The sequence below is a fragment of the Streptomyces prunicolor NBRC 13075 genome, from assembly GCF_000367365.1.
In the GTDB taxonomy this organism is placed as follows: Bacteria; Actinomycetota; Actinomycetes; order Streptomycetales; family Streptomycetaceae; genus Streptomyces; species Streptomyces prunicolor.
Genome location: NZ_BARF01000025.1, coordinates 153,022 through 175,849, shown reverse-complemented (window position 1 = coordinate 175,849; position 22,828 = coordinate 153,022). Strand labels below are relative to the sequence as shown.

General features: G+C 70.8%; 22 protein-coding genes and 1 pseudogene. 13 read left to right on the top strand and 10 right to left on the bottom strand.

Annotated elements, in window-relative coordinates; translation table 11 throughout:
- The first annotated feature begins 67 nt into the window (after positions 1–67).
- The gene (locus SPR02S_RS10560) at positions 68–535 is read left to right on the top strand and encodes a membrane protein (RefSeq protein ID WP_019056924.1); all 468 of its coding nucleotides are present in this window, start codon (positions 68–70) and stop codon (positions 533–535) included.
- A 9-nt stretch (positions 536–544) separates the two neighbouring features.
- Here SPR02S_RS10560 and SPR02S_RS10555 read toward each other — a convergent pair whose 3' ends face one another.
- A complete protein-coding gene (locus SPR02S_RS10555) occupies positions 545–2,584 on the bottom strand; it encodes a SpoIIE family protein phosphatase (RefSeq protein WP_019056923.1) in 2,040 nt (679 codons plus the stop codon).
- 200 nt (positions 2,585–2,784) lie between these two features.
- Here SPR02S_RS10555 and SPR02S_RS10550 point away from each other — a divergent pair, with 200 nt between their 5' ends.
- Positions 2,785–3,942: a serine hydrolase domain-containing protein gene (locus SPR02S_RS10550; RefSeq protein WP_019056922.1), complete on the top strand. Its 1,158-nt coding sequence runs from the start codon at positions 2,785–2,787 to the stop codon at positions 3,940–3,942.
- Between the two features lie 43 nt (positions 3,943–3,985).
- Here SPR02S_RS10550 and tgmB read toward each other — a convergent pair whose 3' ends face one another.
- The 3 genes from tgmB to SPR02S_RS10535 all read right to left on the bottom strand — a co-directional run bounded on the left by tgmB (position 3,986) and on the right by SPR02S_RS10535 (position 5,643).
- Positions 3,986–4,972, bottom strand: a complete 987-nt coding sequence (gene tgmB, locus SPR02S_RS10545; RefSeq protein ID WP_019056921.1) for an ATP-grasp ribosomal peptide maturase — start codon at positions 4,970–4,972, stop codon at positions 3,986–3,988.
- Between the two features lie 16 nt (positions 4,973–4,988).
- Positions 4,989–5,180 (bottom strand): putative ATP-grasp-modified RiPP, encoded by a 192-nt coding sequence (gene tgmA / locus SPR02S_RS10540; protein WP_019056920.1) that lies wholly within the window; start codon positions 5,178–5,180, stop codon positions 4,989–4,991.
- A 166-nt stretch (positions 5,181–5,346) separates the two neighbouring features.
- On the bottom strand, positions 5,347–5,643 hold the full coding sequence (locus tag SPR02S_RS10535; RefSeq protein WP_019056919.1) for a YkvA family protein: 297 nt from the start codon (positions 5,641–5,643) through the stop codon (positions 5,347–5,349).
- Positions 5,644–5,800: 157 nt separating this feature from the next.
- Here SPR02S_RS10535 and SPR02S_RS10530 point away from each other — a divergent pair, with 157 nt between their 5' ends.
- Positions 5,801–6,598: a helix-turn-helix domain-containing protein gene (locus tag SPR02S_RS10530; protein ID WP_019056918.1), complete on the top strand. Its 798-nt coding sequence runs from the start codon at positions 5,801–5,803 to the stop codon at positions 6,596–6,598.
- 1 nt (position 6,599) lies between these two features.
- Here SPR02S_RS10530 and SPR02S_RS10525 read toward each other — a convergent pair whose 3' ends face one another.
- The 3 genes from SPR02S_RS10525 to SPR02S_RS55505 form a co-directional block, all read right to left on the bottom strand.
- A complete protein-coding gene (locus SPR02S_RS10525; RefSeq protein ID WP_019056917.1) occupies positions 6,600–7,871 on the bottom strand; it encodes an alpha-L-fucosidase in 1,272 nt (423 codons plus the stop codon).
- 142 nt (positions 7,872–8,013) lie between these two features.
- Entirely contained in the window at positions 8,014–9,213 is a 1,200-nt protein-coding gene (locus tag SPR02S_RS10520; RefSeq protein WP_026150405.1) for a hypothetical protein, read from the bottom strand.
- Between the two features lie 274 nt (positions 9,214–9,487).
- Positions 9,488–9,919: a hypothetical protein gene (locus SPR02S_RS55505; RefSeq protein ID WP_052346958.1), complete on the bottom strand. Its 432-nt coding sequence runs from the start codon at positions 9,917–9,919 to the stop codon at positions 9,488–9,490.
- A gap of 184 nt (positions 9,920–10,103) precedes the next feature.
- Between SPR02S_RS55505 and SPR02S_RS62975 the strand changes: the two genes are divergently transcribed.
- Together SPR02S_RS62975 and SPR02S_RS10505 are read left to right on the top strand one after the other, a co-directional pair.
- Positions 10,104–10,244: a hypothetical protein gene (locus SPR02S_RS62975; RefSeq protein WP_158697803.1), complete on the top strand. Its 141-nt coding sequence runs from the start codon at positions 10,104–10,106 to the stop codon at positions 10,242–10,244.
- An 89-nt stretch (positions 10,245–10,333) separates the two neighbouring features.
- Positions 10,334–11,533: a DUF2306 domain-containing protein gene (locus SPR02S_RS10505; RefSeq protein WP_245607541.1), complete on the top strand. Its 1,200-nt coding sequence runs from the start codon at positions 10,334–10,336 to the stop codon at positions 11,531–11,533.
- On the opposite strand, the gene SPR02S_RS10500 is transcribed toward SPR02S_RS10505, so the two are convergent.
- Positions 11,472–12,437 carry a DUF1152 domain-containing protein gene (locus SPR02S_RS10500; protein WP_019056913.1) on the bottom strand — a complete coding sequence of 322 codons (966 nt, stop codon included), beginning with the start codon at positions 12,435–12,437 and terminating at the stop codon, positions 11,472–11,474. The two genes, SPR02S_RS10505 and SPR02S_RS10500, sit on opposite strands and share 62 nt — an antisense overlap.
- Positions 12,438–12,475: 38 nt before the next feature.
- Here SPR02S_RS10500 and SPR02S_RS10495 point away from each other — a divergent pair, with 38 nt between their 5' ends.
- The gene (locus SPR02S_RS10495) at positions 12,476–13,396 is read left to right on the top strand and encodes a sigma-70 family RNA polymerase sigma factor (RefSeq protein WP_019056912.1); all 921 of its coding nucleotides are present in this window, start codon (positions 12,476–12,478) and stop codon (positions 13,394–13,396) included.
- 74 nt (positions 13,397–13,470) lie between these two features.
- Positions 13,471–14,028, top strand: a complete 558-nt coding sequence (locus tag SPR02S_RS10490) for a dihydrofolate reductase family protein (protein ID WP_019056911.1) — start codon at positions 13,471–13,473, stop codon at positions 14,026–14,028.
- Between the two features lie 88 nt (positions 14,029–14,116).
- Here SPR02S_RS10490 and SPR02S_RS10485 read toward each other — a convergent pair whose 3' ends face one another.
- A complete protein-coding gene (locus SPR02S_RS10485) occupies positions 14,117–15,481 on the bottom strand; it encodes an FAD-dependent oxidoreductase (RefSeq protein WP_019056910.1) in 1,365 nt (454 codons plus the stop codon).
- Between the two features lie 183 nt (positions 15,482–15,664).
- A pseudogene (locus SPR02S_RS55500) lies at positions 15,665–16,421 on the bottom strand (SDR family oxidoreductase).
- A 275-nt stretch (positions 16,422–16,696) separates the two neighbouring features.
- Here SPR02S_RS55500 and glnT point away from each other — a divergent pair.
- The 6 genes from glnT to SPR02S_RS10450 are packed head-to-tail and all read left to right on the top strand — an operon-like array spanning position 16,697 to position 22,790.
- Positions 16,697–18,073: a type III glutamate--ammonia ligase gene (glnT, locus tag SPR02S_RS10475; protein WP_019056908.1), complete on the top strand. Its 1,377-nt coding sequence runs from the start codon at positions 16,697–16,699 to the stop codon at positions 18,071–18,073.
- Between the two features lie 33 nt (positions 18,074–18,106).
- A complete protein-coding gene (locus tag SPR02S_RS10470) occupies positions 18,107–18,982 on the top strand; it encodes a class II glutamine amidotransferase domain-containing protein (RefSeq protein WP_019056907.1) in 876 nt (291 codons plus the stop codon).
- On the top strand, positions 18,970–19,662 hold the full coding sequence (locus SPR02S_RS10465; RefSeq protein WP_019056906.1) for a GltB/FmdC/FwdC-like GXGXG domain-containing protein: 693 nt from the start codon (positions 18,970–18,972) through the stop codon (positions 19,660–19,662). The genes SPR02S_RS10470 and SPR02S_RS10465 overlap by 13 nt, the downstream gene beginning before the upstream one ends.
- Positions 19,663–19,678: 16 nt before the next feature.
- Positions 19,679–20,998, top strand: coding sequence for an FMN-binding glutamate synthase family protein (locus SPR02S_RS10460; RefSeq protein WP_019056905.1), 1,320 nt, complete (start codon positions 19,679–19,681; stop codon positions 20,996–20,998).
- Positions 20,995–22,086 carry an FAD-dependent oxidoreductase gene (locus SPR02S_RS10455; RefSeq protein WP_019056904.1) on the top strand — a complete coding sequence of 364 codons (1,092 nt, stop codon included), beginning with the start codon at positions 20,995–20,997 and terminating at the stop codon, positions 22,084–22,086. The genes SPR02S_RS10460 and SPR02S_RS10455 overlap by 4 nt, the downstream gene beginning before the upstream one ends.
- A gap of 53 nt (positions 22,087–22,139) precedes the next feature.
- Positions 22,140–22,790: a helix-turn-helix domain-containing protein gene (locus tag SPR02S_RS10450; protein ID WP_019056903.1), complete on the top strand. Its 651-nt coding sequence runs from the start codon at positions 22,140–22,142 to the stop codon at positions 22,788–22,790.
- The last annotated feature ends 38 nt before the right edge of the window (positions 22,791–22,828 follow it).

Sequence of the window (22,828 nt, the reverse complement as noted above, 5' to 3'; positions counted from 1 at the left end):
GGGAATCCGTTGGAAGCTGTCGTTCCAGCCTCTGTGTTCCCGCGTGGTACGCCCCTAGCCTGGGCCGGTGACCAAGATCCTTCTCACCCTGCACGTCCTGGCCGCCATCGTCGCGGTCGGCCCCGTCACCGTCGCCGCCAGCATGTTCCCACCGGCGGCCCGCCGCGCCCTCGCGGGCCCGGACGGACCCGACGCGGGCGTGCCGACCGTACGACTGCTGCACCGCATCTGCCGCGTCTACGGCGCCGTCGGACTGGCGGTGCCCCTCTTCGGCTTCGCGACCGCCTCCGCCATGGGCGTCCTGGGCAGCGGCTGGCTCATCGCCTCCATCACCCTCACCGCGGTGGCGGCCGGCATCCTGATCGCCTTCGTGCTGCCCCGCCAGGACGAACTCCTGGAACAACTCGGCGCACAGCGGCCCGTGGAGCGGACCGGGACCGTTCAACTCGCCATGTTCACCGGCATCTTCAACCTGCTGTGGGCGACCGTCACCGTCCTCATGATCATCCGCCCGGGCTCGACCACGGGCGCCTGACCGGACAGGTCAACCCGTGGCGCGGACCAGGAGGAGCGCGACGTCGTCGTCGGGTTCCGGGCGCAGCGCGTTGAGGAGCATGTCGCTCGTCTGCTCCAGGGGACGGCGCGAACTCTGCAACAGCCGTGTCAGCGCGTGCAGCCCCACGTCGATGTTCTCGCCGCGGTTCTCCACCAGCCCGTCGGAGTAGAGGGCGAGCAACGCGCCTGTGGTGAAGTCGACTTCGGCCGTCCCGAAGTCCACCCCGCCGACGCCCAGCGGGACTCCGCCGGGAATGTCGAGGAGTTCCGCGGTGCCGTCGGGGTGGATCAGGACGGGCGGCAGATGCCCCGCACTGGACAGTTCGCAGGTGCCGCGCCCGAGGTCGACGACGCCGTACGCACACGTGGCGATCGCGTCGCCGAGGGAACCGGTGAGGTCGTCGAGGTGGTGCAGCAGTTCCGCCGGTGGCAGGTCCAGCCGGGCCAGGGCGCGGGTCGCGGTGCTCAACTGGCCCATGATGGCGGCGGCTTGGACGCCCTTGCCCATCACGTCGCCCACGACGAGCCCGGTGCGGCCCGGCCCCAGCGGCAGCACGTCGTACCAGTCGCCCCCGACCTCGCTGAGCGCCGGGAGGTAGCGGGCGGCGATGTCGAGCCCCTCCTGCCGGGCCGGGGCCGGTGGCAGCAGGCTGCGTTGCAGGGTCAGCGCGGTGGTGCGCTCACGGCCGTAGAGGCGGGCGTTGTCGATGCAGATCGCGGCGCGGGCGGCGAGTTCCGAGGCGAGGACGCGGTCCTGTTCGTCGAAGGGGTGCTCGTTGATGGTGCGGTAGAGGCTCAGCGTGCCCAGGACCTCGCCGCGGGCCACCAACGGGACGGCCAGGTAGGAGTGGACGCCCGCCATCCGCAGGGTCTGGGCGGCGCGTCCGTCCCTGGCGATACGGCGCATCGTCGGCGGGTCGACCCGCTCGACCAGGATCGGCCCCGCCTCGCGCACGCATTGCGTGATGATGCGGTTGGGGCCGTAGGTGGCGAGTTCGCCCACCGGGTCCGCCGCGTGGATCGCGTCGGTCAGGTATCCGGCGGCGACGGCCAGCGCCCGGAACTCGACCTGCGCGTCCTCGGTCACCGGAGTGATCGTGCCGTCCGTGACGACCGATTCCAGTACGTCGACGGCGGCCAGGTCGGCCACGTGCGGGACCGCCACGTCGGCCAGTTCCCGGGCGGTCTGCTGGAGGTCCAGCGTCGTCCCGATCCGCACCCCGGCCTCCGCGACGACGGACAGATGCCGGCGCGCCTGCGCGACCTCGGCGGCGGCCTGCTCCCGCTCGGTCACGTCCAGGACGGCCATCGCCAGCCCGAGCACCCGGCCCTGCGCGTCCTCGATGCGGTGATACGACTCCGAGTACGCCCGGTCCACGACGTCGGCCGCCGTCCGGCCCACGGTCTGCTGGTCGAGCAGCGGCTTGCCGGTGATCAGTACGTGCCGCATCCGCGACTCGATGGCCGCCACGTCCAGACCGGGCAGCACCTCGCCCACACGGCGCCCGATCAAGTCCGCCTCCGGCACGCCGTTCAGCCGCTCCAGGGCCGGGTTCACGCCGACCCACCGCAGATCCGTGTCGAACACCGCGATGCCCACCGGGGTCTGCCGCACGAGGCTGTGGGACAGCGCCAGGTCCCGCTCCACGCCCCGTACGGTCGTGGCGTCCGCCGCAAGGCCCAGCAGATGCGGCTGACCGTGGCTGTCGCGCAGCCGCATCGTGCGGAACTCGACCGGCCGCTCCGTGCCGTCCCGGTGCAGCAGCGGGAACACCCCGGCCCAGCGCGCGCCCGTACCGACCTGGGCGAACAGTTCACGCGCCCTGGCCCGGTCGTCGGGCGACACCAGCAGCCGGTCCGCGCGCTGGGTCAGCGCCTCCTCGGGGGTGTAGCCGAGCAACTGCTCCGCCTCGGGACTCCACAGCCCGATGTACCCGCCGGCGTCCAGGACCACCGCCGCGACCCGCAACAGGTCGAGCAGCCCTCCCGGGGTGGCCGAGACATCGTCCCCGGCACCGTAAGCGTCCATCCCAGCCGCTCCTTCCGGCGCGGCAAGGCACCACCAAGATCCGAACCGCGGGTCATCCGATTACGGCACAGCACGCCCCGCGAGGCAACACCGCGCGAGGTGAACAGGGGAGGGGGCCGTATGGAGCACGCGCCCGCGCGGACGCCGACGAGCCCCCGGATTCTGGTCGTGCCCAGACCCCACAGCCCCAGGGACACTCCATGCCCTTGCCGCTCCGCCTCGTCTCCGTCCTCGTCGCCACCTGCGTGGGCACCCTCGTACCCGCCTCGCCCGCCGCGGCCGACGACCACTCCCTCCAGCGCGGCCTCGACGACCTGGTCGCCGCCCCCGACGGCCCGCCCGGCGTGATCGTCGTGCTCCGCGACGGCGACCACCAGCGCGTCCTGAGTGCCGGCACCGCCGACCTCACCACCGGCCGCCCGCTCGAACCGGACGACCACACCCGGACCGCGAGCACCAGCAAGGCGTTCAGCGGGGCGGTGGCCCTGAGTCTCGTACGACAGCACCGGCTCGCCCTCGACGACACCGTCGGCACCCGGCTGCCCCACCAGCCCCGGGCCTGGCGGAAGGTGACCCTGCGCCAGCTGCTCCAACACACCAGCGGGCTCCCGGACTTCAGTCAGAGCACGCGGTTCCGGAGCCTCATCGCCGCCGACCCGCGCCGGCACTTCGACTCGCGGCGGCTGCTCGACTTCGTGGCCGGCGAACCGCTGAACTTCACGCCGGGCTCGCAGTACCGCTACTCCAACTCCGACAACATCGCCGTAGCACTGATGGCGGAGGCGGCGACCGGCACGCGGTACGAGGACCTGCTGCGTCACGACGTGTACCGGCCGTTGGGTCTGCGTGACACGAGCCTGCCGCAGGGGTACGAGATGCCGGAGCCGTACATGCACGGCTATGCCGTCGGCGGACCGTCCGGACCGGAGGACGTCTCCGAGACGATCGGCATGTCGGGCGTGTGGGCCTCGGGCGGGATCACCTCCTCGCCGCGCGACCTGACCGCGTTCATCAGCGGCTACGCCGCCGGGGCCCTCACCTCGAAGGCGGCCCTGCGGGAACAGCGGCACTGGATCCCCGGTTCCTCCGAACCGGCCGGCCCCGGCCGCAACAGCGCCGGGCTCGCGCTCTTCCGCTACGACACCCGGTGCGGGGTCGTCCTCGGACATACCGGGAACACCCTTGGTTACACACAGTTGATCGCGGCGACCCCTGACGGCCGACGGTCGCTCACTTTCTCATTGACAACTCAGGTGAACCAGACCGGGAACCCGGAACTGCTGCGGAAGCTGCGCGCGGTCGAGGAGGACGCGGTGTGCAGCCTCCTGGGGACATATGGGACGGGGCGCCACTCCTGACCCAGGGCGCTCGCCCCTTCTGCCTCAGGTGAACCGTTACTGCTCAACCGGCCGTACTGTCCGCCCCGTTGACGAGGCCCTCCCGTTCCGGGGCGGCGGGCAGGGCCAGCCACTCCGCGATGGTCCGGGCGATCGGCTGGCCGGTCTCCGCCTCGACGAAGCCGAACTGGCCCGACTGGTTGCACTCCAGGAACCACCAGGTCCCGTCGCCGTCCTCGGCGAAGTCGAAGGCGCCGTAGGCCAGTTCGGCGTCCCGCATGTACGTCAGGACGGCCTCGGCGATGCGCGGCGGGACCTCGGTGGGGCGCCAGGGCTGCGCGGACACGGCGAAGCGGACGTCGACCTCGGCGGGGTCGGGGTCCGGGGCGGTCGCCGTACGGGCGGCGAGCATCCGGTCGCCCACCACGGTGAGCCGGATGTCGGCGCGCTTGGCGACCCGGCGTTGCAGCAGCGTGGGACCGAACGCGACGGCGGCGAAGTCGGTGTCCGGCGCGACCCGGCTCGTCGGCACCGCCCGGGGCGGATCCTGCGGGTGGGCGCCGGAGACCGGCTTGACCACCAGGTCCGGGAAGCGCCGCGAGAACTCGCGGGCGGCCTGCGGAAACGTGGTGATCAGGGTGGCCGGCACCGGCAGTCCGCTGCGCTGCGCGAGCCGCAGCTGCCAGGGCTTGTGCCGGGCGCGGCGGGCCGCGTCGGGGTGGTTCATCCAGCGGGCACCGGAGCCGCGCAGCATGCCGTAGAGCGCCTGGGAGGCCTCCTCGGTCAGCCACGCGGAGGGCTGGGGCGCACGGGTCGCCGGGGTGCCGGGCCTGCGCACCCAGATGGACCGCAGTCCGCTCACGCTCACCAGCCGCCCCCCGGCGGACAGATGACCGCGGAAGGCACCATGGACGTACTCGCCGGACAGCGCTACCCCGCCCGTGAGGTCGGCGGGATCGATCCGGACCACGGGGACGCCGGACGCGTGCAGGTGGACCACCACCAGGTCCGCCGTGACGTCCTCTTCGCAGGTAAGGACCAGGACGGTCATTTTCGTCGTTCCGTGTTCAGTCGTCGAAGTGAGTCTTCGATCCCGCGGTGGACGTCGTGGTCCCCAGTTCTCTCAGCAGAGCGAGATCATGGGCGGCGACCCGTCCGTCGGCGAGCACGTTCAACTGCAGTCCGGAGTCGTAGGTGTACGGAGCGCTGAGCTCCAACTGTGCTGCCGGGCGAGCGTAGTTGAGCGCGAACGGTTGCATCGTCTCTCCCTCGTCGGTACTGCCTCGTGCAAGCGGTGGCCACCCTGCGAGGTCGCTTGGCCCGCTGACTTCCGTCTGCTTCCAGAGACTTATACGAATCGAACGAGTGAATGGTTTCCTTACGCTGCGTAATCGCAGGAAGGAACGTGCGAGGCGCCCGACCGGTTCAGCCGAGGTCGCCCGGCCGCCCCTCCTCCTGCTCGCCGAGGGACTTGCGCATGGTGCGCAGGGCGAGGAGAAGTACGGCGATGTCGTCCAAGTACACGGGATCGGGCATCAGATCGGTCGGCAGTACGAAGTAGAGAACGGCACCCCAGAAAACCCATTTTGGGCCGGTCGGAAGCCCTGCGCGCCGCATTCCGCGCCGCATACGGACGAGCCGTACCAGCACTCCGACGGCCACGGCGAGCAGCACCGCCGCGAGCACCGCGGCGATGACGATCACGGTTGTGGTCGAGTCCACTGGCGCCTCTTTCCCCGGGTGTGGCCGCACGGCATGTGCCCTATCCGGATGCCCGGTTACGGCCCGGGTATGACCGACGAGGGGAACATCACACCCGAACGCCTGGAAGAGCCTTGACAGCCGTTGACCCCTTGTCAGGCACTGGTACGTTTTCACCGTGAGCGCGACCAACGGCACCGGAACCCACGTACGGATCGGCCTCGACGCCCCACCGCGCGTGGCGAGCCTCGGCGTCGGCGTGCACGGGACGACGGGCCCGCGCGACGTGTTCCGGCTGCCCGACCTCTGGCAGCTCCATCTGTACCGCTACGAGGCGGAGTTGACCGTCGACGGTGTGGTGCACGAGATCAGGCCCGGCCATGTCAGCCTGGTGCCGCCCGGCGCGCTGGTGCGGTTCCACTACCGGGGCCGCTCCGAGCATCTCTTCGCCCACCTGGAACTCCCGTCCGCCGGTGAGCGGTTGACCGTCCCCGTGATGCAGGACGCCGGTACGCAGACGCCCGTGCTGACCGACCTGATGCAGCGGGCCGTCGCTGCGGCACCGCGCAACTCCGCCCGCGCGGCGGCCGAGTTGTGGTCGGTGCTGTGGCGCGTGGCGGACCTGGCGTCCCCGGCGGCCGGTGGGACCGCGGGACCGCACCCCGCTGTCGCCCTCGCCGTCGCGCACATCGAATCGCACCTGGCGGCCCAACTGGCCGTCCCCGACGTGGCGTACGCGGCCGGCGTCTCGCACAACCACCTCATCCGCCTGTTCCGCGCCGAGACCGGCACCACGGTCGTCGCCTACATCAGGCACCGCCGCATGGAACGCGCCCGGCACCTGCTGCGCGAATCGACCCTGTCCGTCCCGGCGATCGCGGCCGCTGTCGGCATCGGCGACCTCCAGGCCTTCAACAAGGCGTGCCGACGCGAACTGGGGGCTTCACCCAGGGCGGTTCGCGCCGGCACCGCGTGACTCAGTCCCGGCCCACACCCCGGTAGAGGTCCAACTCCCCGTCCAGTTCGACCGCCAGGACCGTCGCCCGCTCGTCCACGTCGGCCGCGCCCGGGGCGTCGATCCACGTGACGCCCGGCACGTCACCGAGCCCGCCGATGACGTCGTGGCCGAGCTCGGCACCGGTGCCGAGCACCGTGACCCGCTTGACGGGCGTACGCAGGCCGCGCACCGACACCGACTCGCGCGGCGGATCGAAACACACCAGGTACAGCGTGCGCCGGTCGGCGGAGAGGGTGCTGGGCCCGTAGTGGTGCCCGGCCGGCAGACCGGCGACCGTGCCGTACACCGCCTCCGCATGCCGGGCGATCCAGGCACCGAGTCCCTCAAGTCGCTCCGTCTGAGCGGGCGTTATCGTCCCGTCCTCCCGCGGACCGACGTCGAGCAGCAGATTTCCGCCCATCCCGATCGTCTCCGTGAAGTAACGCACCAGCTGCCGCACCGACTTGTGGTGCTCGTCCCCGTGCTGGAAGCCCCACGAGTCGTTGACCGTGAGACACAACTCCCAAGGCCCGTCCGGGGCTTGCAACGGCACCCCCTGCTCGGGCGTCGCGTAGTCGCCGTAGCTGAGCATGCGGGCGTTGAGGACGGTGTCGGGATTCCCGGCGAGGATCAGCTCCGCCAACTCCCGCATCCGCCACTGCTCTTCGCCGCGCTCCCACTCGCCGTCGAACCACAGCAGGTCGGGCCGGAAGCGGTCGACCAACTCGCCTACCTGGCCGTCGCGGTAGCCGAGGTAGCGCGCCCAGGCGGCCGGGTCCTCGTGACCGGGGCGTGCGGAGGCGTACGGGTTGGTGCGGAGCTCCTCGTCGGGCGGCTGGGGGTGCACCGTGCTGGCGTAGTCGGGGTGGTTCCAGTCGGAGTGGGAGTAGTAGAGGCCGACCTTGAGACCTTCCTCGCGCAGCGCCTCCGTGTACGGCCCGATCAGATCGCGGCCCGCCGGGGTGTGGCGGACCACGTCCAGGTCACCGTGGGCCGAGTCCCACAGGGCGACGCCGTCGTGGTGGCGGGCGGTCAGTACCGCGTACTTGGCACCCGCCCGCGCGAACAGCCGCGCCCAGGCCCGCGGTTCGTAGCGTGCGGCGGTGAACCCGTCGAGCTGCCGCATGTACCGGTCGTGCGGGACCTGGCCCGTGTAGAACGACCAGGACTCCGGCACACCGTCGACGGCGTAGATCCCGTAGTGGACGAAGATGCCCAACTTGGCATCGCGGAACCAGGGTTGCATCGGCATGCCGCCAAGCTAGGCCGGGCGGTGCCGGGGGCGCGTGGGCGGCGATCACCATCGGTGGTCCATTTTCACCACCGGCACTCCGCTGCGTAGCTTCGCGGGACCGATGGGGGTCCCGCAAACCACCTGACTCAGGTCCGGGGTACTACCGCTCCTCGGGCGGCCGATCCCCGTCACGGGGAGGATCCTCGCGGTCGCCGTCGGTCGCCGGTGCCGGGCGCAGCGACTTCGTCGCGTCCCGCAGCCGGCCGAACGTCCGCTGGAACGGCGACCCGGTCGGCTGAGACGTCACCCCGGGCACGGAGGCACCGCCGGAATCGCGGAGCGCGGCCAGCGCCTCGTTGGCCCGGTCCGCGGACTCCCGGTACAGGTCACGGGACTTGGTCATCGCTTCGAGCGCCTCGGCGTACATGGCCACGAGCCTGCGCTCCCGGGCCAGTTCCTCCTCCAGCGTCATCAGCTTCCACTGCTCGCGCAGCGCGGTGACGGCCTCCTGGCCGCCCTCCGGCAGTGGACGCGCGGAGGCGGCGTAGCGGCAGAGCACGTCCACGAGTTCGGTGGGCTCGGAGCCGTCGAGGAAGACGCTGCGCACGGAGAACTCGCGCACGTCGTAGGAGGGAGCCACCGGACTGGTGGGCAGCACCACGGCACCGCCGCGCGGCACCTGGAAGTCGAACTCGCGCAGCAACGCCCAGTTGACGGACCGTAGTTGGTCGGGCGTGGCCCGGTGCTCCACCACGCAGTGCCGGAGACTCGGCGGCAGCAGCCGGGCCAGGGGCAGCCGGCCGTGCGCGTCCGGGGTCATGGCCTCGTGCACGACGACGTGAATGCTCCACCCGTCCTGCGCACAGCTCCGGAACAGCCGCCGCAACTCCTTCTCGTCGGAAGGCAGCGGATTGACCTGCCCGAAGCGCAGCCCCGGAACCGTCACACGGTCCCAGCCGCCGTCGGCGCTCTCGGAGTCCTCGGGCCAGAACATCGTCGCGGGGGAGGGCCACCGGGGATCCCAGACCCGCTCGGCCTCCGCGACCAGGATCCACTCCCGCCCGTCCGCCGGGACGGAGCCGGCGGCGGTCGAACCCGGTTCCGGAGCGGGCGGGAACGTCAGCCGTGCCCGCACGGTCACCGTCCCCTCCACCCGCCACCGGGCCTCGAAGACCTGCTCGCGCGGATCCTCGTGCTGGTCCTCGTCGGGTTCCAGGTGGTCGTCGATGACCTCGCGGTCCTTGAGCCGTTGCAGCTGTCGCCGTACGACATCCGCGGCGTCCTCGGACCCGACGTGGTGGCCGCGAGCCAGCCACACCGTGTGGGGGATCGTGGGCGGAGTTGTGGAGGAGTTCGACATAAGCCAATCTGCGGGCGGGTGCGGTGCTGACCCACCAGTATCACCGTCGGAGATCTTGGCGGGTCAAGCGGGGGGTCGAGCAGGGGATGTTGAGTCTCGTATGCCCGATTTTCCTGCGATACCGCGCGAGCATACGCGCGGGGTGTGATCCGTTCACTCCGGGCGGGCGGGTTTCACGCGTGCCTTTGACATGGCCCGGTCCGCAGAATGGTCGGGCGGACGGGACCCGCCCACCATCCGCTCGGGGCGGGTCCCTTCCGTGTGCCACCGGACCTCACCGCCGCCGGCGCCTGTCCGCGGCCCCCGGCCGGGACGGGACGCCCGGTTCGGGCGCGGGCGCGCTGAACCCGGCCGGCACCGAACGCGCGCCCGGCGCGGACGGCACTTCCAGCGGTACGACCGTCTCCTCGCGCGGCGGCCGGGTGCGCGGCAGCGGCTTGCCGACGACGCGGGTGTGCGTCATCAGCGAGGCACAGGCCGCGCAGACCTCGGCCAGGGTCCACACCTGGCCGACCGCGGGATCGTGGCGCAGCACGAGCAGCACCGAGCCCGAGCAGTCGACCCGGGTCCCCTCGTGCGCCGCACACCGCTGGCGACGGCAGCCGCAGGCCGCGTCGGGGCGTACGGTCGCCGCTCTGACATGGGCCGCCGCATGGGCTTCGGCGAAGCGGCGCAGGGCCGCGATGTCGCGCGACCGGGCGGGCATGCCGCACCCGGAGGAGCAGCTGACCGAGGCGGTACGGTCGCGGTGACCTGTGATGCGAATAGTCCAAGTACGCCCGGGCCGACGGGCTGACGGGGCGTCAGGGTACGCGAGAGCCAAGACCACAGTTCCTTTGAGTGGAGGTGTTCACGCGGAAGAGGCGCTGAGTTAAGAACTACCCGTCGTGGTGCACTTCACATCATTCGCGGACCCCAAGTATTCGTTCGAGCCGGTCGAGGCGCGGGAGCGTGCCATCCGGTACGAGGGGATGATGGTCGGCTTCTGGGAATGGGTGCGCCGCCGCGACGAACGTGCGCGGGACCGTTGACCACGACGGCGGTCGCACCTACCGTCGCGATGGTCCAGAAGAGATCATCGAGGGCCGGGCCGAGGCCATGAGCCGGCAAGGGGGCCGCCGTGCGTCGTCCGACGAACAGAATCCGGCGTCGCGCCACGATGATCGCGGTGACGGTCGTGTGCCTGGCCTACGCGCCGATCGCCATGACCGAACTCTGGCCCTACGCCCGCCCCGGCGCCCCCGCCCTCGGCGAATGGGTCATGGGCCGCGTCGTCTCCCCGCACTACGTCACCGACGCCCTGGCCAACCGGATCGCGCCCTACCGCCACAGCCTCGTCCCGATGATCGTCCACTCGGTCCTCGGCGGCGCCCTCATGCTCCTCGGCCCCGCCCAACTCCTCACCGCCGCACGCCACCGCACCCGCCTGCACCGCGTGCTCGGCGTGGGCTTCGCGGTCACGGTCTACGTCTCGATGGCGGGCGCCGGGATCTACCTGGCCCGCACGGCACCCGAGGACGCGTTCAGCGGTCCCGCGTTCTGGATCGTGCTCGCCACCCTCCTGGTCGGCACCGTCCTCAGCGTGACCTTCGGCATCCTCGCCGCGATCCGCGGACTCCTCGACCTGCACCAGCGCTGGATGCTCCTCTGCTACGGATTCCTGCTCACCGCACCGCTGTTGCGCCTGGAGTGGGGCTTCCTGCCCCGGCTGCTGCCCGGCCTGACCATGGAGCAGATCAACCAAGTGGCGATCACACACCTGGGTTTGGTCGTCACCTTCGGCGCGCTGGTCGCCTCGCGCGCACGGGACCACCGTACGACGATCGAGGGGGTCTCGGGGTCCTGGGCGCCGCTGCCCGTGCTCGCGGGCGCGCAACTCGCCGGTGCGGCGGCCCTGTTGTGGATCGCGCGCTCCTACCTGGACTTCGGCGCGACCGGACAGCGACTGCTGGGGGCCTATCTCCTGCCCTACGCGGTCGGTTACGTGACGATGGCCGTCAACGCCCGGCGTGCCGGGCGGCAGGGCAGGCACTGGGCCCAGGAGGAGTGGCGGCTGCACCTGACGGCACTCGGCCTGGCCCCGGTGCTGTCCGTCGCCGCCGTTCCGGTGTTCCAACAGGCCCTCGGCCTCGACCGGTTGACGGCTCTGACCGCCGGTGTCGCCATCGGCTGCGGCATGCTCGCGTTCGCGGCGACCACCGTGGTGAGCCTGCGCGTCGTGCGCGCCGGTGAAGTCCTGGCGGCGGTGAGCCGGTCGGTCAGTGGGGATAGGCGCGAGGCGGCCGTTGCCGGGGCAGTTCGTCGCGGAAGTCCTGGATGAGTGAACTGACCTGACGGATGAGGGCGGTTGACTCCAACCGGTCGAGATAGAGGTTCTGGCGCGCGAGCCCCAGGGCGTCCACGCAGAAGTACACGGCCATCAGCGGATTGATGAACAGCTCGCCGCCGCGCGTGCGTTCGGTGAAACGGACGTCTCCGAAGTCCCCGCGTACGGCCGCCGCCACGGAACCGTTGACGATGCTCGGATGATCCGGCGTGCACTCCTGAGCGTGGGCCACCGCATCGAGATACAGCTGCCCCTCGTGGCTCTCACGCGGGAGCGAGAACGCACCGAGATAGGCACCCTCGCGCTCCAGCGCGGCCAGATTCTCCAGCACCAGCGAGTGGTTGACCCCGTGATAGGCGTCGACACCGAACCCGAGGCACGCCACCATCCGCACCGGCACCTCGTCCAGCCCGGTCACCGCCGCGAGGCTGACCATGTCCTCCTCCGGCGTGCCCAGCCCGTGCTCGTCGCCCCGCATCAGGATGTCGGTGCCGCCGTCCACCAGCACGACGGCGTCGACCCCGCCGAGGTGCTCGATCAGCGTGCGGTACGCGTCCCGCAGCGGGCGCACACCGGTCAGCGGGAACGCGTACACCGTCGACGGCATGCCGTGCAGATCCAGCCACCGGGCGAGGGACCGCTCGGGGAAGTAGTCGCCCCGGGCCACCGTGTCGGGCCGTATCGCGGCGACGTCCTGGTCCACCCACACGTCCTGGTCGAGGCCGTACAGGTCGGCGAAGGACAGGTTGGCGAGGTGCACCTCCTTGCCGGCCGAGCGCAGCGCGAGGGCCAGCGGCAGCCCGGCGTAGACATCGAAACCGCCGCCCGCACCGGCGACGAGGATCCGGCGCGCGTCGCGCAGCCGGGAGAAGAACGGGGGTTCGAGGAGGGAGAACACCGGGGGACGTTAGCAGGCCCGTACGCCATGATGGGCGGGTGGACTTCGAACCGTACCGGGGCGAACTGGTGGCGTACTGCTATCGCATGCTGGGCTCGTTCCACGAGGCCGAGGACCTGGTGCAGGAGACGATGCTGCGCGCGTGGAAGGCCCGCGACCGGTACGACCCCGCACGCGCGTCCGTGCGCACCTGGCTCTACCGCATCGCCACCAACGTCTGCCTCACCGCGCTCGAAGGACGCGCGCGCCGCCCCCTGCCGTCCGGCCTCGGCGCACCGGGCGATGACCCCGGAACACCGCTCACGCCCGCGACCGACATCCCCTGGCTGCAGCCCTTCCCCGACGCGCGCTACGACGTGGAGGCCCGCGCCGACATGCGGCTCGCCCTCGTGGTCGCCCTGCAACGGCTGCCCGCGCGGCAGCGGGCCGTGCTCGTGCTGCGCGAGGTGCTGCAGTTCAGCGCCGCCGAGGTCGCCGACCAGCTCGACACCACCGTCCCGGCCGTCAACAGCACGCTCCAGCGCGCCCGCGCCGCCCTCACGGACGTCGGCGACGACGACACGATCGCCGAAGCGGACGACCCCGGGGCACGCGAGGTCGTCGACAGCTACCTGCGGGCGTTCGAGGCGGCCGATGTCCCCACCCTGGTACGGCTGTTGGCCGACGCCGTGGTCCTGGAGATGCCGCCGGTCCCGCTCTGGTTCAGCGGCACCGGGCACTACGGCGCGTTCATGCGCAGGGTCTTCGAACTCCGGGGCACGGACTGGGCGTTGACGCGCCTGGCCGCCAACGGGCAACCGGCGCTTGCCGCGTACGCGTCGGCCCCCGACGGAGACCGGTGGCTGCACAGCCTTCAGGTGTTCACGGTCACCGGCGGGCGCATCACCCGCAATGTCGTCTTCACCGATCCGCAGGTTCTGGACACCTTCGACCTGCCACGAAGGATTTCCTCGAACTGATCCCACTCGCCGCGATGAGTTCGGCCGACGCCACCGGTACGTACCGGTGAGCACCGACCGAAAGGACATCCATCATGAGCGTCATCGTCATCCAGTTCACCACCCTGGACGGGATCGTCTCCGACCCCGACGGGTCCGACGGCACCCCGGACGGCGGCTGGATCTTCCGCTACGGCCGTGAGGAGATCGACGGCGACAAGTTCCGGCTGGGCAGCACCCTCGACGGCGGGGTCATGCTGCTCGGCCGCAGGACCTGGGAGGCGTTCTCGCGGCTGTGGCCGGGCCGCGACGACGAGTTCTCCGCGCGCATGAACGCCGGGGCGAAGTTGGTCGCGTCCCGCACCCTGACCGATGTGTCGGCGTGGACGAATTCGAGCGTCCTCGACGGCGACCTCGTCGACGCGGTGAAGCGCGAGGAACGGGATGTGATCGTCATCGGCAGCCTGCCCGTCGTCCGCACGCTGATGGCGGAGGACCTGGTCGACGAGTACCGGCTGATCACCTTCCCCACGGTCCTCGGCACCGGCGAACGGCTCTTCCCGGCGGGCGGTCCGCCCCTCCACCTGGAGTGCCGGGAGATCGAGAAGACGGCCCACACCGTGTTCGCGCGGTACGGCAGGGCGGCCCGCTGACACGCGCGAGGGGCCCGGCGGTACGGCCGCCGGGCCCCTCGGTGTCAGCTGCGCGGGAGTGCGGCTTACGCGTTTGCGGGAGTGCGGCTTACGCGCCGCTCGCCCGCAGCATGTCCTCGCGCTCGACGATCTTCACGCGCTCGCGGCCCTGCGGCTCGCCCAACGCCTTCTCGGCGGCGTCGAGTTGGTACCAGCCGTCCCAGGTGGTGAAGCGGACGTCGCGCTCGGCGAAGAACGCCTCCACGGCCTCCGGGTCGGGCGAAACGGGCGTGTGCAGACGGCCGTTGGCGTGGTCGTCGAGCAGGTTCGCGACCGTCTCGTTGGCGTCGCCCTTGGTGTGGCCGATCAGGCCGACCGGGCCGCGGCGGATCCAGCCGGTGACGTACGTCGACCGGAGGTGCTCGCCGGTCTCCTGGATGACCCGGCCGCCCTCGTCCGGGACGGTGCCCGAGTCGATGTCCCAGGGGAGCTTGGGGAGTTTGTCGGAGAGGTAGCCGACCGCGCGGTAGATCGCGGTGGTGTCCCAGTCCTTGAACTCGCCGGTGCCCTTGACGTTGCCGGTGCCGTCGAGGGCGGTGCGCTCGGTGCGCAGGCCGACGACCTTGCCGTCCTCGCCGAGGATCTCGGACGGGGACTCGAAGAAGTGCAGGAACAGCTTGTGCGGGCGGTCGCCGACATCGCGGATCGCCCAGTTCTCCAGGGTCTTGGCGACCATGTCGGCCTGCTTGTTGCCGCGCCGGGTGGTGATCGAGCCCTCGTCGTAGTCGATGTCCTCGGGGTCGACGATGACCTCGATGTTCGGCGAGTGGTCCAGCTCCCGCAGCTCCATCGGGGAGAACTTCGCCTGCGCCGGGCCGCGGCGGCCGAAGACGTGGACTTCGAGAGCCTTGTTCGCCTTGAGGCCCTCGTGGACGTTCGGCGGGATCTCGGTCGGCAGCAGTTCGTCGCCGGTCTTGGCGAGGATCCGGGCCACGTCGAGAGCCACGTTGCCGACACCGAGAACGGCGACCTTCTCGGCCTCCAGGGGCCAGGTGCGCGGGACGTCCGGGTGGCCGTCGTACCAGGAGACGAAGTCGGCGGCGCCGTAGGAACCGTCGAGCTCGACGCCCGGTATGGACATGTCCCGGTCGGCCGTGGCGCCGGTGGAGAAGACCACCGCGTCGTAGAAGCTGCGCAGGTCGTCCAGGCTGATGTCGGTCGGGTAGTCGACGTTGCCGAAGAGACGGATCTGCGGCTTGTCCAGGACCTGGTGCAGGGCGTTGATGATGCCCTTGATGCGCGGGTGGTCGGGGGCGACGCCGTACCGGATCAGGCCGAAGGGCGCGGGCATCCGCTCGAAGAGGTCGATGGACACGCCGGGTTCGGCGGCCACCTCGGACTTGAGCAGGGCGTCGGCGGCGTAGATCCCGGCGGGGCCGGCTCCGACGATGGCTACCCGCAGGGGGCGCGGCATGATCAGGTTCCCTTCGAGCGAAAACAAGCGACTCGACGGGAAGCCTAAACTAAGGCATGCCTAAGTCGGTATGCGGGTCCCGTCTATGACCTCATAAGGCCGACTTATGGGGTGTTCACGTCTGATGCATGGATCGGGCGGGGGAGTGGGCGGGGAATCGGGTGCCGGACCGGGGCGGGGTTCTCAGTCGGCCGGACGGATGTGCACCACGTCCTGGACCACCTCGGGCGGTGTGCTGAGCAGCTGGACCATGACCCGGGCGACGGTGGCCGAGGGGAGCGGTTTCATGGCGCCCACCCTGGTCAGATAGCCGTCCGCCTCCCAGATCGGGGCCGCGCGCTGCCGGTCCTCGCCGGGGAAGTTCTCGATGAAGGCGCTGTCCGAGATCGAGCCCAGGATCACCAGCGCGACCCGGATGCCGTCGCCGCGCAGCTCCTTGTGCATCGCGGCGGTGAAGCCGTTCAGGCCGTGCTTGCTCGCCGCGTACATCGCCATCAGCGGCATGTGGTCCAGCGTGATCTCGGAGGAGATGTTGAGAATGTCACCACCGCCGGCCGCCCGCAGCAGGGGCACCGCCGAGCGGATCGTGTGGATCGGGCCCAGGAGGTTGGTGCCGACGCAGGCTTGGATGTCCGCGTCGGCGGTCTCCTCGATGGCGCGGATACGGGCGACACCGGCGCTGTTCACCAGGATGTCCACCCGCCCGAACCGCTCCTCGACCTGAGTGAACGCCGCGCGCACTGTCGCCGCTGCTCACGTCGGTCGGGATCGTCAGTACCGATCCCTTCATCTCGCGCGCCGCCGTCTCCAGTCGGTCCGCGCGGCGGGCGAGCAGCACCACCTGCGCCCCGTTCTCCGCGAGCAGTGCCCCGACGGCACGCCCCACGCCGGTCGAGCCTCCGCTGATCACGGCGACTTTGCCCTGGATCGTGCCTGCCATGACGGCCTCCCCGGCGAGACGTTGACGAGACGTTGACGAGACGGAACGAGCTGGGGCGATCAAGTGAGAGGCCATCTCTCGATAATTGAGAACGTCATATTCATCATCGGAGATCGGCATTCATCACTGGAGATCGGTCCTGCGTCACGGGCGGCCCTGCCCGGCAGTTGGCAACAGGCTGCTTCCGTGCGGGAAACGGCTCGGTAATGCCCGCGCGGTTTCCTCGGGAGAAATCGAGATTCACATCAGGAAACCCCGGATGCTGGGAGCCTCCCATGGCGATGGACACCGCAGCCGCACCGCCCACGACCACCGACCCGGCATCCTCGGCCGACCCCGCACCCGACCTCGCCGCCCAAGTCCGCGCCGACGGCATCGAGTTCGTCCTCGCGGTCTTCGTCGACCTCGCGGGCAAGCCCTGCGCCAAACTCGTCCCCGTCGAGGCGGTCGAGGAACTCCAGTCCGACGGCGTCGGGTTCGCGGGCTACGCGGCCGGAGCCCTCGGCCAGCAGCCCAGTGACCCGGACGTCATCGCGCTCCCGGACGTCAGCTCGTACACCCCGCTGCCCTTCGTGCGCCCGGGACTTGCCCTCGTGCACTGCGACCCGCACGTCGAGGGGAAGCCCTGGCCGTACGCGCCCCGCATCATCCTGCGCGCGGTACTGGCCCGTGCCGCCGAACTCGGACTGTCCCTCGCGGTCGGCGCGGAGATCGAGTACTTCCTCGTCAACCGCGACGAACACGGCACGCTCTCCGTCGCCGACAGCCGCGACACCGCCGCCCAACCCTGTTACGACGCACGCGGGTTGACCCGGATGTACGACCACCTCACCGCCGTCTCCAAGGCGATGAACTCCCTCGGCTGGGGCAACTACGCCAACGACCACGAGGACGGCAACGGCCAGTTCGAGCAGAACTTCGCCTACGCCGACGCCCTCACCACCGCCGACCGGGTCATCACCATGCGGTACCTGGTGTCGGTGCTGGCCGAACAGCGGGGCATGACGGCCACGTTCATGCCGAAGCCGTTCACCGACCGCACCGGCTCCGGGATGCACATGCACCTGTCGCTGTGGCGGGGCGACGAACCCGCGTTCCCCGACGCCTCCGACACCCGGGGCCTGGGCCTGTCCCCGCTCGCCTACTCCTTCGTCGGCGGCATCCTCGACCACGCCCGCGCCCTCCAGGCCGTCGTCGCGCCCACCGTCAACTCGTACAAGCGCACCGGCGCGATCTCGACCCGCTCGGGCGCCACCTGGTCACCCCGCAAGGCCGGTTACGGCGGCAACGACCGCACCCACTTCATCCGCGTCCCCGACGGCAACCGCATCGAACTGCGCGGCGGCGACGGCTCCGCCAACCCCTACCTCGCGGCGGCCGCGGCCCTGGCCGCCGGACTCGACGGCATCGAACGCACCCTCGACCCCGGTGATCCGGGAGACGCGGCGGTCACGGCGGCCCGCCCCGAACTGCCGCCGACCCTGCTGCACGCCGTGGAAGCACTGGCCGCCGACCCGGTGATCGGCGGGGCTCTCGACGCGGCGGGCCCGGGAGTCAGCGAGTACTTCGGCGAGGTCAAACGGCAGGAGTTCTTCGACTGGCACGGCACGGTGGGCGCCTGGGAGTTGGACCGTTATCTCACCGCCTTCTGACCCATCCCCACCCCCTCATGAGAGGAGAGCCGCATGTGCGGAATCGTCGGGCTCCATCTGCGTGAGCCCTCCCTCGAACCCCGGCTCGGTGAACTGCTCACCGCGATGCTGGGCCAAGTCGTAGAACGCGGCCCGGACTCGGCGGGTGTAGCGGTCTACGGCGACCCGCGTCTGTCGCCGCCGGGGCGTGCTGTCGTCTCGCTGCTGGGGGTGACTCCGGAGGAGGTTTCAACGGCCTTGCCAGGTGCGGGGGTTGTCGCCGCCGACGCCACGACAGTCGTCCACGCGGAGTTGCCGGTCGACGAGTTGCTCGCCACCATCGCCACCGCGCTGCCGTATGCCACCGTCATCGGCTCGGGAGAGGGGTTCGCCGTCCTCAAGGGCACCGGAAATCCGGTCCAGTTGGCCGAGTCGTTCGGGCTCGCCGGAGTGACCGGCTACCAGGGCGTAGGCCACACCCGGATGGCCACGGAGTCGGCCGTCACCCCTGAAGGCGCGCACCCTTTCTCCGTCGGCCCCGGTCAATGCCTGGTCCACAACGGCTCGTTCGCCAACCACGCCACCATCCGACGCGAACTCCGCGCCCAGGGCGTGCGGTTCGACAGCGAGAACGACTCCGAGGTCGGCGCCCGCTTCATCGCCCACCACCTCGACCGAGGTGCCGACCTGGAGAAGGCGCTGCGGCTGCTGTGCGAGCGTTTCGACGGTTTCTACACGCTGCTGGTCTCCACCACCGACTCCTTCGCGGTGGTCCGCGACGCCATCGCCTGCAAGCCCGCACTGGTCGCCGAGACGGACGCCTGGGTGGCGATGGCCTCCGAGTACCGCGCCCTGGACGTGCTGCCGGGCATCGAGAACGCCCGCATCTTCGAACCCGAGCCGGAAGAGGTGTACGTATGGCGGCGCTGACCGAGGCGGAGGTCGTGGACCTCGCGGCTTCCTCCGTCCGCGATCTCAACCAGGCGCTGCACGCTCCCCAACCGGCCGTGTCCTGGGGGGTGTTGAACCCCCGAGGCGCCCACAGCGTCGCCTGCGGCCTCAAGGACGAGGTGACCGTCGACATAGCGGGCCATGTCGGCTACTACTGCGCCGGCATGAACCAGCACGCCACGGTCACCGTCCACGGCAACGCGGGAGTGGGCGTCGCCGAGAACATGATGTCCGGAACGGTCCGGGTACGCGGCGACGCCTCACAGTCCGCGGGGGCCACCGCACACGGCGGACTCCTGGTGATCGAGGGCAACGCGGCTGCCAGGTGCGGGATTTCGATGAAGGGCGTGGACATCGTCGTCGGCGGGAACGTCGGCCACATGAGCGCGTTCATGGGACAGGCGGGACGGCTGGTGGTCTGCGGCGACGCGGGTGACGCCCTCGGCGACTCCCTCTACGAGGCCCGCATCTACGTCAAGGGCACGGTCAAGTCCCTCGGCGCGGACTGCGTGGAGAAGGAGATGCGGGACGAACACCTCACGGAACTGGCCGAGTTGCTCAAGGCGGCGGAGTTCGACGAGGACCCGGCCGACTTCCGCCGCTACGGCTCGGCCCGGCAGCTGTACCACTTCAAGGTCGACAACTCGACGGCGTACTGAGGGAGTTGCAACTTTCATGGACTTCGCATCCCGTGGCCTGCGCGAGTCGGCCACCTTCGACCGCGCCACCATCCACGCCATCCAACGAGCCGCGGCCACCGGCGTCTACGACATCCGCGGCTGGGGCGCCAAACGCCCCCTCCCGCACTTCGACGACCTGCTCTTCCTCGGCGCCAGCATGTCCCGCTACCCCCTGGAGGGCTACCGCGAGCGCTGCGACACCGACGTCGTCCTCGGCGCCCGCAACGCCAAGTACCCGCTGCACCTGGACATCCCGGTCACCATCGCCGGCATGAGCTTCGGCGCCCTCTCCGCGAACGCCAAAGAAGCGCTCGGGCGCGGGGCGAGCGCGGCCGGCACCTCCACCACCACCGGCGACGGCGGTATGACCCCGGAGGAACGCGGCCAGTCCAAGCACCTCGTGTACCAGTACCTGCCGTCCCGCTACGGCATGAACCCCGACGACCTCCGCGAGGCCGACGCCATCGAAGTGGTCCTCGGCCAGGGTGCCAAACCCGGCGGCGGAGGCATGCTGCTCGGCCAGAAGATCACCGACCGCGTCGCCGGGATGCGCACCCTGCCGGTCGGCGTGGACCAGCGCAGCGCCTGCCGTCACCCCGACTGGACCGGTCCCGACGACCTCACCATCAAGATCGGCGAACTCCGCGAGATCACCGACTGGGAGAAGCCGATCTACGTCAAGGTCGGCGCCACACGCACCTATTACGACGTGAAGCTCGCCGTCCACGCGGGCGCCGACGTCGTGGTCGTCGACGGCATGCAGGGCGGCACCGCAGCCACCCAGGAGGTGTTCATCGAGCACGTCGGCATCCCCACCCTCGCCGCGATTCCCCAGGCGGTACAGGCACTTCGGGAACTCGGCGTCCACCGCGAGGTCCAACTCATCGTCTCCGGCGGCATCCGCACCGGCGCCGACGTCGCCAAGGCCATCGCACTCGGCGCGGACGCGGTCGCCATCGGTACCGCCGCCCTGATCGCCCTCGGCGACAATCACCCCCGGCACGACGCCGAGTACCGCCAACTCGGCTCCGCCGCAGGCTACTTCGACGACTTCCAGGACGGCCGCGACCCGGCCGGCATCTCCACCCAGGACGAGGAACTCGCCGCCCGCCTCGACCCCGTCGAAGGCGGACGCCGACTCGCCAACTACCTCCGCGTCCTCACCATGGAGGCCCAGACTCTCGCCCGCGCCTGCGGCAAGGCCCATCTCCACCACCTGGAACCCGAGGACCTGGTAGCCCTCACCGTCGAGTCCGCCGCCATGGCCCGCGTCCCCCTCGCGGGCACCGACTGGATCCCCGGAGCCGTACGGTGATCGCCGTCATCGGCGCGGGCCTGATGGGCGCGGCCACGGCCTGGCAACTCGCCCGGCAGGGTCACGAGGTCACGCTCGTCGAGGCGTACGGGATCGGCCACAAGTCCGGCAGCTCCCACGGCAGTTCACGCATCTACCGCCGCGCCTACGCCGACCCCCTCTACGTCCGCCTGACCGGCGAGGCCCGTGAACTCTGGCAGGAGCTGGAGCACGACACCGGCGCCCAACTGCTGCGCCTCACCGGGGGATTGGACTTCGGCGCGGGCCGCGACCCGGAGGGCATCGCGGACCTCCTGGCGGCAGCCGCCGTACCGCACGAACTGCTGACCGCGGCCGAAGCGACCGACCGCTGGCCGCAGTTCCGCTTCGACGGTCCCGTGCTCCACCACCCGGACGCGGGCACGGTCGACGCCGACGCGACGGTGGCCGTAACCGTACGCAGGGCCGCCGAACTCGGCGCCCATGTCCTCACCGGCGTCCGCGTGACCGGCGCGGACATCCGCGCCGACGGCCGGGTGGAGCTGCGGACGGACGGCCCCACCGTCGTCGCGGACACGGTCGTCGTCGCATCCGGCGCCTGGCTGCCCCAACTAGCCGCCCCGCTGGGCATGGTGAAGCCCCTGCCACCCCTCCAGGTGACCCAGCAACAGGTCTTCCACTTCCGTCGCCGCGATCCGTCGGCGAACTGGCCCGTCTTCGTCCACAAGGACGAACTGAACCTCTACGGCCTCCCCTCCGGCAGCGACGGCGGACCCCTCCCGGCCCTCAAGGTCGCCCAGCACGACGAGGGCACCCCCACCACCGCCGACACTCGCACCGGCACCATCGACCCCGCCTCGCGCGACAAGGTCACCGCGTGGGTGGAACGCACCCTGCCCGGCCTCGACTCCACGCCCGTGGCGGAGGCCAGTTGCCTCTACACCACCACCCCCGACGAGGACTTCGTCCTCGACCGCACCGGCCCCTTCGTCGTCGTCTCACCGTGCTCGGGCCACGGCGCCAAGTTCACGCCCCTCATCGGCGCGATGGCCGCCGACCTCGCCCTGGGCCGCGCCGCGCCCCACCCACGATTCGCGCTGAGCCGTTGACCCGCGACCGGCAACTCCCGGCAAACACACGCCCATCAGGCAGAATGACCGCCATGGGCACCGACCACGACGACCGGACAGCCGCGCTGCCCGACCGGGAGATCACCCCCGAACAGGCCGACGGGCCAGTGGACTTGGAGACCGCGATCGCCCGCCAGGTGCGCCGCTACCGGGTCGCGGCCGGTCTGTCGGTGGCGGAGATGGCGGCCCGGGTCGGCATCTCGAAAGCGATGCTCTCCAAGATCGAGAACGCGAACACGTCGTGCAGCCTCACCACTCTCGGCCGCCTCGCCACCGGCCTGAACGTCCCGGTCACGGCCCTCTTCCGCGGCGTCGACACCGAACGTGAGGCCGTCTACGTTCCCGCCGGTCACGGCGCCCAGATCATCCGCCGCGGCAGCCGGGTCGGCCACCTCTACGAACTCCTCGGCGCCCTGCGCGGCCCCCACAAACGCATGGAAGCCGTCCTGGTCACCCTCACCGAGTCCAGCGAGGTCTTCCCCCTCTTCCAACACCCCGGCACCGAGCTGCTGTTCATGCTCGAAGGCGTCATGCTCTACGGCCACGGCGAGGCGGCCTACACCATGCGCCCCGGCGACGCCCTCCAACTCGACGGCGAGGGCGCGCACGGCCCCCAGGAACTGATCGAACTCCCCGTCCGCTTCCTGTCCGTCACCGCCTACGGCGACCACGGAGGGGACTGAACACTCTGGTGACGGGCCGGTCCGCTCGCTAGGCTGCG